This is a genomic window from Aggregatibacter segnis, assembly GCF_003130075.1.
In the GTDB taxonomy this organism is placed as follows: Bacteria; Pseudomonadota; Gammaproteobacteria; order Enterobacterales; family Pasteurellaceae; genus Aggregatibacter; species Aggregatibacter segnis_A.
Genome location: NZ_NRCW01000002.1, coordinates 252,038 through 267,651 on the forward strand (window position 1 = coordinate 252,038; position 15,614 = coordinate 267,651).

13 protein-coding genes are annotated in these 15,614 nt (G+C 42.4%); 6 read left to right on the forward strand and 7 right to left on the reverse strand.

Translation table 11 applies throughout. From position 1 onward, the window contains the following. Positions 1 to 68: 68 nt before the first annotated feature. Positions 69 to 506 (reverse strand): RNA polymerase-binding protein DksA, encoded by a 438-nt coding sequence (gene dksA / locus DK415_RS03100; RefSeq protein ID WP_006717934.1) that lies wholly within the window; start codon positions 504 to 506, stop codon positions 69 to 71. Positions 507 to 800: 294 nt separating this feature from the next. Between dksA and DK415_RS03105 the strand changes: the two genes are divergently transcribed. From DK415_RS03105 to uvrC, 6 genes are all read left to right on the forward strand, one after another. Beyond that, positions 801 to 3,230 (forward strand): DNA internalization-related competence protein ComEC/Rec2, encoded by a 2,430-nt coding sequence (locus DK415_RS03105; protein ID WP_109432419.1) that lies wholly within the window; start codon positions 801 to 803, stop codon positions 3,228 to 3,230. 44 nt (positions 3,231 to 3,274) lie between these two features. After that, positions 3,275 to 5,023 (forward strand): lipid A ABC transporter ATP-binding protein/permease MsbA, encoded by a 1,749-nt coding sequence (gene msbA / locus DK415_RS03110; RefSeq protein WP_109432540.1) that lies wholly within the window; start codon positions 3,275 to 3,277, stop codon positions 5,021 to 5,023. Positions 5,024 to 5,041: 18 nt separating this feature from the next. After that, entirely contained in the window at positions 5,042 to 6,022 is a 981-nt protein-coding gene (lpxK, locus tag DK415_RS03115) for a tetraacyldisaccharide 4'-kinase (protein ID WP_109432420.1), read from the forward strand. Positions 6,023 to 6,028: 6 nt separating this feature from the next. Further along, positions 6,029 to 6,208, forward strand: a complete 180-nt coding sequence (locus tag DK415_RS03120) for a Trm112 family protein (RefSeq protein WP_006717924.1) — start codon at positions 6,029 to 6,031, stop codon at positions 6,206 to 6,208. Between the two features lies 1 nt (position 6,209). After that, a complete protein-coding gene (gene kdsB, locus DK415_RS03125; protein ID WP_109432421.1) occupies positions 6,210 to 6,983 on the forward strand; it encodes a 3-deoxy-manno-octulosonate cytidylyltransferase in 774 nt (257 codons plus the stop codon). 234 nt (positions 6,984 to 7,217) lie between these two features. Further along, entirely contained in the window at positions 7,218 to 9,047 is a 1,830-nt protein-coding gene (gene uvrC, locus DK415_RS03130) for an excinuclease ABC subunit UvrC (RefSeq protein ID WP_109432422.1), read from the forward strand. A 142-nt stretch (positions 9,048 to 9,189) separates the two neighbouring features. Here uvrC and DK415_RS03135 read toward each other — a convergent pair whose 3' ends face one another. The 6 genes from DK415_RS03135 to DK415_RS03160 all read right to left on the reverse strand — a co-directional run bounded on the left by DK415_RS03135 (position 9,190) and on the right by DK415_RS03160 (position 15,580). Then, positions 9,190 to 9,978, reverse strand: coding sequence for a YadA C-terminal domain-containing protein (locus tag DK415_RS03135; protein WP_239305539.1), 789 nt, complete (start codon positions 9,976 to 9,978; stop codon positions 9,190 to 9,192). Positions 9,979 to 10,361: 383 nt separating this feature from the next. Beyond that, a complete protein-coding gene (locus tag DK415_RS03140) occupies positions 10,362 to 11,123 on the reverse strand; it encodes an ABC transporter ATP-binding protein (protein ID WP_109432424.1) in 762 nt (253 codons plus the stop codon). Positions 11,124 to 11,127: 4 nt separating this feature from the next. Continuing rightward, on the reverse strand, positions 11,128 to 12,105 hold the full coding sequence (locus DK415_RS03145; RefSeq protein ID WP_109432425.1) for a FecCD family ABC transporter permease: 978 nt from the start codon (positions 12,103 to 12,105) through the stop codon (positions 11,128 to 11,130). Between the two features lie 72 nt (positions 12,106 to 12,177). Next, complete coding sequence (locus DK415_RS03150) at positions 12,178 to 12,660, reverse strand: REP-associated tyrosine transposase (protein ID WP_109432426.1); 483 nt, start codon at positions 12,658 to 12,660, stop codon at positions 12,178 to 12,180. A gap of 100 nt (positions 12,661 to 12,760) precedes the next feature. Then, on the reverse strand, positions 12,761 to 13,567 hold the full coding sequence (locus tag DK415_RS03155; protein WP_109432427.1) for a substrate-binding domain-containing protein: 807 nt from the start codon (positions 13,565 to 13,567) through the stop codon (positions 12,761 to 12,763). A gap of 66 nt (positions 13,568 to 13,633) precedes the next feature. Continuing rightward, positions 13,634 to 15,580 (reverse strand): TonB-dependent receptor plug domain-containing protein, encoded by a 1,947-nt coding sequence (locus tag DK415_RS03160; protein WP_109432428.1) that lies wholly within the window; start codon positions 15,578 to 15,580, stop codon positions 13,634 to 13,636. Positions 15,581 to 15,614 lie beyond the last annotated feature (34 nt).

Genomic DNA, 15,614 nt, shown 5'->3' on the forward strand with positions numbered 1-15,614 from the left:
AATAATGTGAAAGTGCGGTCGAAAAATAAGGTGTTTTTTGACCGCACTTTTATCTGTTTTGAGTCGAATTAACCGACCATTTGTTTTTCGCGAATTTCCGCTAATGTTTTGCAGTCGATACACAAATCTGCTGTCGGACGCGCTTCTAAACGTTTAATCCCGATTTCTACGCCACAAGAATCACAATAGCCGAAATCGTCTGTATCCAATTTTTTCAATGTATTTTCGATTTTCTTCATTAATTTACGTTCACGATCGCGAGCACGTAATTCCAAGCTAAACTCTTCTTCTTGTGTTGCGCGGTCAGCCGGATCCGGGAAGTTAGCCGCTTCATCTTGCATATGAGCAACGGTCCGAGAAGCTTCATCTCTAATTTGATCATGCCAGGCTTGAAGAATTTTTTTGAAATGTAGCACTTGATGCTCATTCATGTATTCTTCACCTTTCTTCTCTTTATAAGGCTCAACGCCAGCTAAAGCCAATAAACTTAAAGACGCTTTACTCATGTGTATCTCCTAATAAAAAATTCATCCATTTCATAGTGTTAAGCCCACAATCAGTGTCGCTTAATATGATTACTACTCCAAAAGTAAAACCGATTAAAAAATGGACCCAAATTTTGAAGGCGTATAAATAGCAGAACTCACCCTATTTATCAAATAATATTTGCATATCCATTCAGTTTTCTAAGGATTTTTTTTATTTTTGTGATTTAGATTCCAATATTTTTGAAGACTCATTTTCCCTCCCTCGAAATTCTTTCATAGTCCCTGCCATGGAATAAAAGTGCGGTAGAAAATGTGGGCGTTTCGTTAGATAAATTTGCTGGAAGTTTGATGTTAAGCGGCATCACCTTGCTGTTTTTACCCGATAGGTTTTTAGTCTCTTGGCAAACAGCACTTTATTTATTCCTTCTTTTATGTCCGCTCATTTTGCTTGCCCGACGTTTATCCTGTCATAAAACGAAATACTCGCTTCTTTGGCTGCTTTTGTTCACGCTCAATCTGGCTTATGTGCATCAGCCAGCAATACAGTTGCTAACACAAGCGGATGACATTGCCCGTTTGCCGAAAACCATTCATACCGAATTTACCGTGGAAGAGATCCTGCATCAGCAACAATATCAAACCTTAGTCATCCGTGCGAAACTTGCGGATAATCAGCCGGAACAACGTCTTTACGCCAATTGGAAACTTAAACAAAACGTGAATATTGGCGAACGTTATGTGGGAGATTTACGCCTTCGCCCTATTTCCTCACGGCTCAATAAAGACGGGTTTGATCGCCAACAATGGTACTTCAGTAAACGCATCACTGCGTGGGCAGAAGTGAAAAGTGCGGTCAAAATAGATCACGTTTTTTCATGGCGACAAACGACATTACATCAGGCAAGACAACAAACAGAAAATCTCTCTCAACAAGGGTTACTATTGGCGCTTGGTTTTGGCGAAAGGGCTTGGCTCGAAAACGCCACATGGCAAATTTATCAAAAAACCAATACAGCACATTTAATCGCTATTTCTGGGTTACATATTGGACTGGCGATGATGTTAGGCTTTGCCTTAGCCCGTTTACTCCAATTTACCTTTCCAACCCATTGCATCACCCCAACCTTTCCGATTTTCTGCGGCATGATTTTAGCCCTGCTTTATAGTCAACTTGCAGGGCTTGCCATTCCTACGTTACGTGCCATGATTGCCCTTGCTTTACTCTACGCTATTCAGCATTTAAGACTACATTGGACGGTGTGGCAACTGTTATTGCGCGTCGTCGCGCTGTTGATTTTTATCGATCCGCTCATGTTGCTTTCCACCAGTTTTTGGCTATCTGTCGGCGCGGTCACCTGTTTGATTATTTGGTATCAATGTTTTCCACTGTCCTTATTACACTGGCGCGGCAAGCCACTTACTCACACTCATTGGGAAAAAGTGCGGTACGTTTTCGGTTTATTTCATTTGCAACTCGGTTTGCTTTGGTTATTCACGCCCATTCAATTATTCTTTTTCAACGGCATTTCCTTAAACAGTTTTATTGCTAATCTTATTGCCGTGCCACTTTATAGCTTCATTCTCGTGCCATTGGTGCTGTTTGCCGTACTCACCCAAGGCAGTTGGAGCACATGGAGGCTTGCCAATAATCTGGCAGAAAAAATCACCGCACTTTTAGCCCCGTTGCAGGATCATTGGCTGGCTATTTCTATTCCCCACAGTTTATGGATTACGCTTGTTTTAACCTGCCTGTTTTTAGGCTTTCTTCATTACGTTTATAAACCACAGAAACCCCTTTCTTCTACATTGGAATTAGCAAAACTCACTCGTTTAAAAGGATTTCACCTCGCTGCTGAACGCACCTTAAGTTTTCCCTTACAAAAGACAATTTATGGCTTAGGTGGCGGATTGATTGCTTTTTGTGGCATTGCCTTGGTGCATGCTTATCTTACTCACCCCAAATGGCAGTTAGATACTTTAGATGTGGGGCAGGGGCTAGCGACATTGATCGTGAAAGATGGCAAAGGCATGCTATACGACACCGGCTCAAGTTGGGAAAGCGGCAGTATGGCGCAGTTAGAAATTCTGCCTTATTTACAGCGACAAGGCATTCAGCTGGAATGGTTGATTTTAAGTCATGATGACAACGATCATTCGGGCGGTGCCCGTGCGATGTTAGCCGCTTATCCCGACATTCAACTGACCACCGCTTCGCAAAAACGCTATGGCGAAAAAAACACGGAAGAAAACGACCGCACTTTTTGTCTTGCCGGTAAACAATGGACATGGCAAGGATTATATTTTACTGTGCTCTCCCCCGACAACATCGTGCCACGTGCGGAAAATCCAGATTCCTGCACACTGTTGTTAACGGACGGCAAACACAATATTTTACTGACAGGTGATGCGGATCTCAGCGTGGAATACAAAATTCTGCCGAAACTGAATAAAATCCACGTGCTACAAGTGGGACATCACGGCAGTAAAACTTCGACAGGAGAGGCATTGGTGCGCCATACTCAGCCCGATATTGCGCTGATTTCCAGTGGACGTTGGAATCCCTGGCACTTTCCAAACAAGGAGGTTATGGCAAGGCTAAAACAGCAAGGTACGCAAAGTTACAATACGGCAGAAACAGGTCAAATCAGTTTGTTATTTCATGAAAATAAAATAGAAATTCAAACTGCTCGGGCGGAATTTTCGCCATGGTATCGCAGATTAATTGGCTTGAAGGGCAAATAAAGGTACAATGCGCCATTATTTTTGACCCAAAGACAGAAATTATTATGCAAGATCAAGATCTTTCTACTATGCAAACCTTCAAGCGTCTGTGGCCAATGATTAGTCCGTATAAAGCCGGTTTGATTGTTTCCGCTGTTGCCTTAATTCTCAACGCCCTAACCGACTCCGGCTTAATTTTCCTACTCAAACCCTTATTGGATGAGGGTTTTGGTAAAGCAGACGCATCATTTCTGAAATACATGTCTGTCTTTGTTGTGTTAATCATTATCTTACGCGGCGTGTCCAGCTTTATTTCCAACTATTGCTTGGCTTGGGTTTCCGGTAAAGTGGTGATGACCATGCGTCGCCGTTTATTCAAACATTTAATGTTTATGCCGGTCAGTTTTTTTGATAAAAACGCTGCCGGAAAACTCCTTTCCCGCATCACTTATGACTCCGAAATGATCGCCAGTGCCTCTTCCGGATCATTAATTACCATCGTGCGTGAGGGGGCTTATTTAATCTCTCTCCTTTGCGTGATGCTTTACACCAGCTGGCAACTCTCTTTGGTGCTTTTTGTTATCGGGCCAATCATCGGTATCTTGATCAGCATGGTTTCTAAAAAATTCCGCAATTTAAGCCGTAACATGCAAAACTCCATGGGGGATTTAACCTCAACGGCAGAACAAATGTTAAAAGGACATAAAGTGGTACTGTCTTTCGGTGGCCAAATTATTGAAGAAGAACGTTTCAGTCACGTCAGCAATGATATGCGCCGTAAAGGCATGAAAATGACTGCAGCAGATGCCATTGCCGATCCTGTGGTGCAAATCATTGCCTCTTTTGCCCTTGCCGCCGTGTTATACCTCGCAAGTTTCCCTTCCATCATGGATCAAAACTTAAGTGCGGGGACATTTACCGTTGTTTTCTCTTCCATGCTTGCCTTAATGCGTCCGTTAAAATCCTTAACGAACGTCAACGCCCAATTCCAACGCGGTATGGCAGCCTGTCAAACCTTGTTCGGCATTTTGGATATGGAAACGGAAAAAGATACCGGCACGCATAAAGCGGACAATGTGAAAGGCGACCTTGAATTTAAAAATGTTACCTTTCACTATGAAGGAAAAGAAGAACTTGCCTTGGATAATATTTCCTTCCAGATTCCTCATGGCAAAACGGTGGCATTAGTGGGGCGTTCCGGTTCCGGTAAATCTACCATCGCGAATTTAGTCACCCGTTTCTATGATGTTACCCAAGGTGAAATTTTGTTAGACGGTGTGAATATTCAAGATTATCGCCTATCGGATTTACGCGAAAATTGCGCCGTTGTCTCACAACAAGTGCACTTATTCAACGATACCATCGCCAATAACATCGCTTATGCAGCGAAAGATAAATATAGCCGTGAAGAAATCATCAACGCAGCAAAAGCGGCTCACGCCATGGAATTTATCGAACATTTAGAACATGGTTTGGATACCGTTATCGGCGAAAATGGCGCCAGCTTATCCGGCGGTCAACGTCAACGTTTAGCCATTGCTCGTGCGTTATTACGGAATTCACCGGTGTTAATTTTAGATGAAGCGACCTCCGCTTTAGATACGGAATCTGAGCGTGCGATTCAAGCCGCATTGGAAGAAATTCAAAAAGATCGTACCGTTTTGGTGATCGCGCATCGTTTATCCACCATTGAAAAAGCGGACGAAATTCTTGTCATTGAAAACGGACAAATTAAAGAACGCGGCAATCACCAAGCCCTATTGGCACAAGGCGGTGCGTATAAACAATTACACGGCATGCAGTTCAGTCAATAATTAACCTAAGGAGAAAGTATGCAGTTTTGGTATTCCCGTTCGTGGATCACATGGCTACTCTGCCCTTTCTCCTTGTTATTTTGGCTGATTAGTACTCTTCGTCGAGCGCTCTTTCGCTTTCATGTCTTAACATCTTATCGCGCACCGGTTCCCGTTGTGGTCGTTGGTAATTTGTCTGTGGGCGGAAACGGAAAAACACCTGCGGTGATTTGGTTAGTCGAAGAACTCCGCAAGTGCGATCTGAATGTTGGGGTGATTTCCAGAGGTTATGGTAGCCAAACGAAAACCTATCCTTTGTTGGTCACGCCGAGCAGTGATCCGGTGCAAGCCGGTGATGAGCCGGTTTTAATTGCCACACGGACCCAAGCCCCGGTTTGCATTTCACCTAATCGTCAACAAGCCATCGAATGTCTATTACAACATGCGCCTTGTGATGTCATCATCAGCGATGACGGCTTACAACATTACAAATTACAGCGTGATATTGAAATCGTGATCATGGATGCTCAACGTGGTTTAGGCAACGGTTTCTTATTGCCGGCAGGCCCGCTACGCGAGTTGCCAAGTCGTTTACATACCGTCGATTTCATTATTACTAACGGCGCAGAAAATCAATACAGCGATGTGGTGATGCTCTTAAAACCACAATACGCCGTCAATTTAGTGACCAAAGCGCAACGCCCGTTAAATGAATTTAACCACGCTACGGCTATTGCCGGTATCGGCAATCCACCACGTTTTTTTGCAATGTTAGAACAACAGGGAATCACATTAAGCGAAACCCAAGCCTTCCAAGATCATCAGGCTTTTACCGCGTCTTTGTTTGATAAATTCGATAAAAATCAACCGCTCTTCATGACCGAAAAAGATGCGGTGAAGTGTCTCGCCTTTGCGCGAGAAAATTGGTGGTATGTGCCGGTAACCACGGAAATCCAAGGGGATAAAACACAGCTATTGATTCAAAAAATCGTGCAAAAGTGCGGTCAAAAATCAAAATAAAACACCATGAACAAACAATTATTGGATATCGTGGCTTGCCCAACTTGCCATGGACATTTGGAATACGATGAGCAACATCAACGTTTAATTTGCCGCATTGAAAAGCTTGCCTACCCGATCAAAAACGGTATTCCGATATTATTAGCAGAACAGGCAGAAACATTAAGCCAATCAGAGGAACAATAACATGACCCAATTCACCGTAATCATTCCCGCCCGTTATGCCTCCAGCCGTCTGCCGGGCAAACCGTTAGCAGACATTGCCGGCAAACCGATGATTCAACATGTTTTTGAACAAGCCAAACAATCCGGTGCTAGCCGAATTATTATTGCCACTGACAATGAACAAGTGGCAACCGCGGCTAAAAACTTTGGTGCGGAAGTGTGCATGACGGCAGAAAGCCACAACTCCGGCACAGAACGCTTGGCTGAAGTGGTGGAAAAACTAGCGATTCCCGACAACGAAATCATTGTGAACATTCAAGGCGATGAACCGCTTATTCCGCCGGTGATCGTCAAACAAGTGGCAGAAAATCTCGCCAAATACCCTGTCAACATGGCAAGCCTTGCGGTCAATATCGACGAGCCAGAGGAATTATTTAATCCCAACGTGGTGAAAGTGCTAACGGACAAAGACGGCTATGTACTTTATTTCTCCCGCGCAGTGATTCCTTGGGATCGCGATCAATTTGCGCAAATGGATGACGTAGCAAAATTGCAACTGAACACACAATACCTACGCCACATCGGCATTTATGCTTACCGCGCCGGTTTCATTAAACAATATGTGCAATGGCAACCGACCGCATTAGAACACATCGAAAAACTGGAACAGCTACGCGTGCTTTGGAACGGCGAAAAAATTCATGTAGAGCTCGCCAAAGAAGTGCCGGCTGTGGGCGTAGATACAGCCGAGGATCTGGAAAAAGTGCGGTCGATTTTGGCGAAGAAATCGTATTAAAGAAGATACTCCCCTCTTTAGAAAAAAGGGGCTGGGGGAGATTTGACATACGGAATTGACAGAGAAAATAATGTATTTCTCAACGCAATTAAGCAATTTACAATTTTGTGTTGCTATCAGGAATAACAAATCTCCCCTAACCCCTCTTTACTAAAGAGGGGAATTTGCTTTAAAAATTCAACGACGATAATGTTTAAAATCATTTCAATATAAAATCTGACTTAATCACTCATGATGACTTTCGACGCCAAAAAATTCCTCGCTAACGTACCGCACTTACCGGGCGTTTATCGTATGTATGACGATAGCAACACAGTGATTTATGTGGGCAAGGCGAAAGATCTGAAAAAACGCTTATCCAGTTATTTTCGTAAGCAGTTAAACAGCAAAAAAACGGAAGCATTGGTGGCATCAATTCATCATATTGAAACCACGATTACCACCTCGGAAACAGAAGCACTCCTGCTTGAGCACAATTACATCAAAACCTATCAGCCGCGTTATAACGTGTTGTTACGCGATGATAAATCCTATCCGTATATTTTATTAACCAAAGAAACGCATCCTCGTATTACCTCTTATCGTGGCTCGAAAAAAATCCAAGGAGAATATTTCGGCCCTTACCCCAATGCTGGCGCGGTGCGTGAGACCTTGTCTTTGTTGCAAAAATTGTTCCCTATTCGGCAATGTGAAAATTCTGTGTATAACAACCGCTCGCGCCCTTGTTTGCAATATCAAATCGGGCGTTGTCTTGCCCCCTGCGTGAAAGGTTATGTGACAGACGAAGCCTATGCGCAGCAAGTGAATTTTGCCCGCTTGTTCTTACAGGGAAAAGATCAACAAGTGTTGGATCATTTAGTGAAACAAATGGAACAGGCAAGTCAGCAACTGAATTTTGAAGAGGCGGCACGGGTTCGCGATCAAATTCAGGCGGTGCGCGCAGTAATTGAAAAACAATTTGTCGCTAACGACCGCCATGATGACATTGATATTATCGCCATCGCCTACCAACTTGGTGTGGCTTGCGTGCAGGTGTTGTTTATCCGTCAAGGTAAGATTTTGGGTAATCGTAGCTACTTCCCGAAAGTACCAAGCAATACCAACCTGGCAGAACTCACTGAAACCTTTGTTGGGCAATTTTATCTACAGGCACACCAAGGCAGAACTATTCCGAATACCATTATCGTGGATCAAAAACTGGAAGAAAAAGCGGATTTGGAAACCTTATTAAGCGACCAAGCGGGGCGAAAAGTTATCATTCAAGATCATGCCAAAGGTGATAAAAGCAAATATCTGCAACTCGCACAAATGAATGCCAAAGCCGCGTTAGTGACCAAGTTAAAACAATCTACCTTGCAACATGATCGCTATGCAGCCCTGCAGGAGTTACTCGGCATTGATGTTATCAAACGCATGGAATGTTTTGATATCAGCCACACGATGGGCGAACAAACCATCGCTTCCTGCGTGGTGTTCAATCAGGACGGGCCGCTAAAATCCGATTACCGTCGTTTCAACATCAGCGGCATTACCAAAGGCGATGACTACGCGGCTATGGAGCAAGTACTGTTAAAACGCTACGACAAAGATCTAGAAGAAGACAAAATCCCCGACATTATTTTTATCGACGGCGGCAAAGGGCAACTCAATCGTGCATTACAGGTGTTTGAAAATCTCAAGGTAAAATGGAATAAAAACCGACCGCACTTAATCGGTGTTGCCAAGGGCGTCGATCGTCGTGCCGGCTTGGAAACCCTGATTTTAAGCAAATGGGATAAAGAATTACATTTGCCATCGGACAGCCTCGCGCTCCATTTAATCCAACATATCCGCGATGAAAGCCACAATCACGCCATCAGCGGACACCGCAAAAAACGCCAACAGCATTTTACCCAAAGTGGCTTAGAAAGCATTGAAGGCGTAGGCGCCAAACGCCGCCAAGCCCTTCTCAAATACCTTGGCGGCTTACAAGGCGTTAAAAACGCTACCCTCGATGAAATTGCCTCCGTCCCCGGCATTTCAAAAGCATTGGCAGAAAAGATTTTTGAAACATTGCAGCATTAGATTTAAATAGAAAGTGCGGTCAGTTTTCTTGGTATTTTTCAAATGAAAAATGTTGAAAAAACGAACCGCACTTTTAATACAATCAAAACAAAAAGCGCCATTTCTCTCGAAATAGCGCTTTCAAATTTAGTAAAAACTTGAATTAAAATTCAAAGTTAGCACCAACATTATACGCCATACCGCCACCACCATTGGTGTTCACTGCTACACCGGCTTTCATTGCAAATTTTTCATTAAAACGGAAACCGGTACCTACCGCTAAAGCAGTTTTATCACGATATCCCCCAACCGCTGCACTCACGTTAAGCTTACCAACATTATAAGGTTGGAAGAGACCGTTTAATGCAGACTGCGTAGATAAACCATTTTTAACTTCACGGTCTAATCTATCTACTCGAGTATTCAAACTAGCAATATTAGCTCTATTTTCACGGATAGCCGTTTCATGAATATTTAATACGGCTTTATGTGCATTGATTGCACCTTCATGTGTGTTTAAAACTTCTCTATGCGCATTGATTGCTTTCTCATGAGTCTGGATTGCTCCCTCATGAGTTTTGAGAACTCCATCATGGGTTTGGATTGCTTTCTCGTGAGTTTGAATGGCCTTCTCATGAGTTTGGATTGCTCCCTCATGAGTTTTGAGAACGCCCTCATGTGCCTGAATGACATTTTCATGCGCTTGAATTACATTCTCATGCGCTGTAATGATGCCATCATGCTTATCAATTGTAGCCTTATTGCCATCAATCTCTCTTTTATACTTCACTAATCTATCATTCTGATCAGCCAACTGATCAGAATGCTTATTAATTACTTTCTCATGAACTTGAATTACCTTTTCATGATCTTGAATTACCTTCTCATGAGCTTGGATTACTTTCTCATGGGAACCAATGACCTTTCCGTGCTGAGTAACAATTTTATCCAAATCATCTACTGTCCTGTCGCTGCAGTCACAGTGCCTACACACATCCCTGCGACAAATAATGCAATTAGGCTACTTTTAAATGTGGCGTTTTTCATATTTAGACCCTCTTAATATCACTACTATAAACTATAGACAATATACAACAGTCCTTCATTTGATTGCACTTAGAGCTTCCCTGCAATCAATTACTAAGCTAATACTAAAATTATTTTATTCAATGGATTTTATTTAATTTTGTGATCAATGTAACAATAATTAAATATAAGAAAATATATAAAAACCCAAATTGCTTAACACATAGAAATATAATAACTTATATAAAAAGGTAATAAGATATTATCTAATCTACAAATTTAATACCTATCTTCATGTTTATAGATGTATCATTCATAGCATTGGGTAGATGAGGATCTACTTAACTTCTCAATCCCCATAATTTCTTTTTTCTCTTCATCAATCTCTACCCGAATGCCAAACGCTTTTGCCAAATTCTCAGCAGTTAACACCTGCGTTGTTTCGCCGTTGGCAATGATTTGTCCTTGATTCAATAAAATTACTTCGTCGCAGAATTTATAGGCTAAAGAAAGGTGATGGATTGCGACCACGCAGGTGTGGCTAGGCGTAAGAGATTTCAGTTGTTCCATAATATCGATTTGATAAAACGGATCGAGGGCGGCAATCGGTTCGTCAGCGAGCAATAAAGGGGCGTTTTTGATACAACAACGGGCAAGTTGTACACGAGCTTTTTCGCCGCCGGAAAGTTGGCGAAAGGATTTTTCTAATAAATGCGAAACGGAAAACGTTTCTGAAATCGACCGCACTTTTTCTTGTTCTTTAGCTCGGTTAAGTGGATTCGGCAGGCCCAACGCGATAACGTCATACACAGATAAATCCCAGTGAATTTCCGTGTTTTGTGCAAGGTAAGCTAACTGTTGGCTTTTTTGTACAGCGCTCATGGTGGTTAATTTGTGGTTGTCTAACCAAATTTCACCGCTTTTGATAGGCAAAATACCGGCGATGGTTTTCAGCAACGTCGATTTGCCCGCACCGTTAGGGCCCATAATGCCGACCAATTTGCCCTTTGAAATAGTACAGTTAATGTCTTTTAAGCCGTAAGGTTGGGAGAGATTCTCGATTTTAATCATAAAGTTACCTTGCCAATCTGCGTTGTTCCGTCAATAAAATCCAAATCAAGCATGGGGCACCAATCATTGCCGTGAGTGTGCCAATATAAATGTGAGAGAAAAACGGCACATATTGCACACAAAGATCTGCAATTAACAGCAATAAAGCCCCAAATAAGGCACTTGTTATGTAAAGTTGTGATGGGCGTTGCTTCAATAAAATTCGTGCAAAGTGCGGTGCGATTAAACCGATAAAACCGATGGCACCCGTTTGTGGAATGGTTGCGCCGACGAGCAACGCAACGCCAAAGGTGGTAATAAAAAAGCTGCGTTTCGGATCGATCCCCATGGTGCCGGCGGTCTCTTCACCGAAACTGAGTAAATCCACATAACGACGTTGGCGGTGTAAGCAAACCAAACCAAACAAGACAATCAGCAGTGAAATCAACAATGTATCAAGCTTCGCCCACACCAATGAGCCTTGCAACCAACGGTAAAGCTCTGCCAATGCCCAAGGGCTTTCAGCGTTAGATAACAACAACGCAATGGCGGCGCCAAGCAACATATTCACCGCCAAACCACTAAGGAGCATCATGGTCGTGCCATGATTTTTGGCAATGGCATACACCAATAAAAAACTCGCTAATGCCCCTGCAATACCGCCAAATAGCAATACCGTAAACGGCACAGAAAAATAATAAAGAATGAGCACACTGGCAGCAGTTGCCCCGGCGCTACTGCCGAGCAAACCGGGACTTGCCAATGGATTTTGAAAAATACCCTGCATGGCATTGCCCGCAAGGGCAAGACTGGCACCGGTTAAAATCGCTAAACCAATGCGCGGCATACGGACATCCCACAGCACGAGAGAACGCATATCAGTCAGCACCCCATCTGCATTTTTAAGATGCGCAAAATCGCCAAGTTGATGATAAAGAGCGATGCCTGTTATCAGCAGCAAGAATAAAAAAAGTATTGCGTTTAGACGTTTTGGATTCTTCATTATTATTCCGTAGGGACAGACTTTATGTCTGTCCTATAAATATTATGAGTAATATCAGACAGGGATAAACTCCTACGAGTTATAAAATCGATCTAATTCCCACTGCAAAGGATTATTTTCAATGTATGTAGCAATTCGTTCATAATCTTTATCATCCCGAATAATATGTTCATAAAAACTACGTTGCCATAAAGGTTCATAAGCTTTATTTTGAGAAATCATAAAACTATGGTACTGCTTTGTTACATTTCCTTTAAATTTTTTGACAATTTCTGATAACTGCACATTATCTTGATTAAACCAAATAAAATGTAAATGGTTTGGCATAATGACAAAATCCGTAAGAATACTATTCGGATAATACTTCGTTAGACTTAATAAAATTTCTTTTAATATTTCACCAAATACATTTAATTGCATTACACCATCAATAATTTCGCCAAATACACACTGACGATTTTTAGTGCAAATCGTAACAAAATAACAACCGTATTGAGAATAATCGAAAAACGGTAATCGTAAATGTTCACGGCGGCGATAAGATGACTGAATCATGTTGACCTTTTATTTTCTCTTGCTTTTGTAGAAATAAACTTATCTCTGTTCTATCAATATTTGTTATGCCATCGGACAGACATAAAGTCTGTCCCTACGATCATTTTTTCATAAGTTTCTGATTGTGAATACTTTGATTATAAATCCTCTCCGCTCCCTGCCACACGCCGTGATCAAAGCAATAAGTATATTTCATCGGAATGCGAAAGTGCGGTCGATTTTCAAAGTATTTTTTTAACAACGGATGGTCAAGCAATTCCGCCTGTTCGTTATAGCTTTGTTGATCGGTAATTTCGATCAACCAGTTAGGTTGGGCAAGCAGCACTTTTTCCAATGAAAAATTTTGCGGGGTCAATGGGTATTTTAACGGTGTTAAACCAAGCAATGTTAATAGCACATTATATTGCGGGAAAATGGGTTCCACTACGCCGGTTTCCGACAACATTAGCGTATCGGTCAATGTCACATCCAGTTTGGTCTTTTGAGATTTTAATTTTGCCACCAACTGTTCCGCATGAGCTTCATTACCAGTGAGTTTGCCCAGTTGTAACATCAAATCAAACAATTCTTCTGGCGTTTTCGGGCTGTCGTTAATGGGTACAATTTTTGCGCCGAGGCGTTTTAAATCGGCGACCAATTGCGGATAAAAGGTTTCATTAATCAACAGCGTTTTATCCAAATAAGGCAACAATGCGGTAAGTTGCGGTTCAAGGATAGGTTTATCTCGATTAATTTTATCCAGCATCATGCGCGGATTTTGAGAGTAAGGCGACATCGCCGCGATTTGTTCCGGACGGGCAATTTCCGCAAGCAGTCGGTCGCTGCACAAGGTGAGCGAAACAAATTGCTCAGCGTGTGCAGAAAAGGAAAGAAAAAGTGCGGTGAAAATAACGGATGTTTTTTTCATATAACGAAGGCGGGTTTTCAGCCCGCCATGATTAAAAAATTCGGCGGACTAAAGCCCGCCTTACAATTAGAACGCTCCTCTCAAGCCAACATAAACATGACGTCCGTCTTGACCATAGCCAAGGACGTTTTCGTATTTTTTATTGAATACGTTGTTTAAATTCGCATAGATGTTGAGGTTTGACGTAAGTTGGTAGTTCACGCCAAGATTTGCCAAGGTATATGAAGGTATTTTGAAATCGCCGGAATCAAGACGTTTACCCACATAAGACACATTGACATCAGAACCTAATTTTTCCGTGATTTGATAAGCTAACCCTAGGTTTCCGGTGTGTTTCGGACGACGAACATAGTTTGAACCATATTGATCATTTTCAGATTTAATATAAGTGTAAGTGTAGTTTACATAACCTGAAAGGCTATCGGTAAATTTACCGTTATACGCCACTTCTACGCCTTTGATTTTCGTCTTACCATCGCGGTTTACTGCACGATTTGTTGGATTCATGTAATTGCCGGTAAGAGAATTTTCGTCACTTAAAAAGTTATCTACATTACGGGCAAAATAGGTCGTATCCAAGCTATGACGCTTATCATCAGTTTCAAGTAAGACACCAAATTCGCCCCCCAAGCTTTTTTCTGCTTTCAAGTTCGGGTTAGCTAACCAAGTACCGCCCCAACCGTAATATTCGGACATGGTCGGATTGTGAATAGCTTTACCCAAACTAGCGTGTGCTTTTACATTTGGTGAGAAGCGATAAGCACCGGCAAGACGTGCGGTGAAAGCATTTTCAAATACGCTGTTGTCAGTATAACGACCGCTAACAGAAAGGCTGTGGTCCGCTTCAGTAAATAAACGGTACTCTGCGGCAACACTTTTCTCTGTTAATTTTTTCTCGGCAAAATTGTAAGCGGAAGCGATATATTTCGTATTTTGGTAATCCGCTAATACGCTGACGGCTTGTTTGACTTCGCCTTCACGGTCGAAGTTAATATCAAGTTGATAGTTCGTATTCAACTTTTTGCTGTCGTATTCTGTTTTACCAACAGCGGAAGCCCAACTTTGATATTGTGCAGTATCAGCATCCGTTTTAACGTGACTTACCGCCGCTTTATGCACGAATAAATCTTCTGCATTACCAAAATAACCGCTTAATTTATAACGAGTTTCGCGTGTACGGGTATTGTCATCAAATGCACGTTCATTTTCAGCACTATTATCAAAATGAACCGTTTGAGATGAATGTGAAGCCAGGAAATCAACGCCTTTTTTACCATCATCAAAACCTAAACGCATAGACACGTTATCACGGTGGAAGCCATCCTTTTCAGTCGCCGGCACGTTTGTACTTTTCGCGCCGGATACGCTCGTATAATTAAATACGCGTTCACTACGCGCAGAGATCCCTTGCGTACGATGACTATCACCATGAAGGGCATAATAAAGACCGTGATGTTGACCGGAAAGGGTGACAGAGCCACCACGGGTGCGGTGTGAACCTGCACCTAAGTCGAAATCAACGTTAAATTCTTTGTCTTTATATAATCCGCTTTTGGTGGTGATATAAACCACGCCACCCATGGCATCACTGCCCCAAAGTGCAGATTGCTCGCCACGTAACACTTCGATTTGTTCAATGTTACTTAATGCCAAACCGCCAAAATCAAAGTTAGTATCAGCCGGATTAACGCGAATGCCGTCAATAATGACCGCAGTATGTTTTGAATTTGCGCCACGTAGGAAAAGGCTTGTTATCGCACCACGTCCACCGCTGGCGCCCATTGCCACGCCCGGCACGGTTTTCAACACATCGCTCACATAAGTGGCGTTGCGCTCAGCAAAATCTTTTTCAGTGAGAACGGTAACAGAGGAAGCGGTTTGATCTTGGTTCACCGGTGTGGCATACGCAGAATAAACGCTGATAGGTTTTAATTCGGTTTTTGCTTGTTCAGCGGCAAAGGCAAGCGCCGGTAAACTGAATAACATTGCTGTCGTAATAAGATTCTTCTTCATTCTAAATTTTCCAATGTGAAAGACGAAATTTGCC

Coding starts and splice junctions, on each gene's coding strand:
- dksA (WP_006717934.1), bottom strand. CDS start 506: ATGAGTAAAGCGTCTTTAAGTTTATTGGCTTTAGCTGGCGTTGAGCCT.
- msbA (WP_109432540.1), top strand. CDS start 3,275: ATGCAAGATCAAGATCTTTCTACTATGCAAACCTTCAAGCGTCTGTGG.
- lpxK (WP_109432420.1), top strand. CDS start 5,042: ATGCAGTTTTGGTATTCCCGTTCGTGGATCACATGGCTACTCTGCCCT.
- DK415_RS03120 (WP_006717924.1), top strand. CDS start 6,029: ATGAACAAACAATTATTGGATATCGTGGCTTGCCCAACTTGCCATGGA.
- kdsB (WP_109432421.1), top strand. CDS start 6,210: ATGACCCAATTCACCGTAATCATTCCCGCCCGTTATGCCTCCAGCCGT.
- uvrC (WP_109432422.1), top strand. CDS start 7,218: ATGACTTTCGACGCCAAAAAATTCCTCGCTAACGTACCGCACTTACCG.
- DK415_RS03140 (WP_109432424.1), bottom strand. CDS start 11,123: ATGATTAAAATCGAGAATCTCTCCCAACCTTACGGCTTAAAAGACATT.
- DK415_RS03145 (WP_109432425.1), bottom strand. CDS start 12,105: ATGAAGAATCCAAAACGTCTAAACGCAATACTTTTTTTATTCTTGCTG.
- DK415_RS03150 (WP_109432426.1), bottom strand. CDS start 12,660: ATGATTCAGTCATCTTATCGCCGCCGTGAACATTTACGATTACCGTTT.
- DK415_RS03155 (WP_109432427.1), bottom strand. CDS start 13,567: ATGAAAAAAACATCCGTTATTTTCACCGCACTTTTTCTTTCCTTTTCT.
- DK415_RS03160 (WP_109432428.1), bottom strand. CDS start 15,580: ATGAAGAAGAATCTTATTACGACAGCAATGTTATTCAGTTTACCGGCG.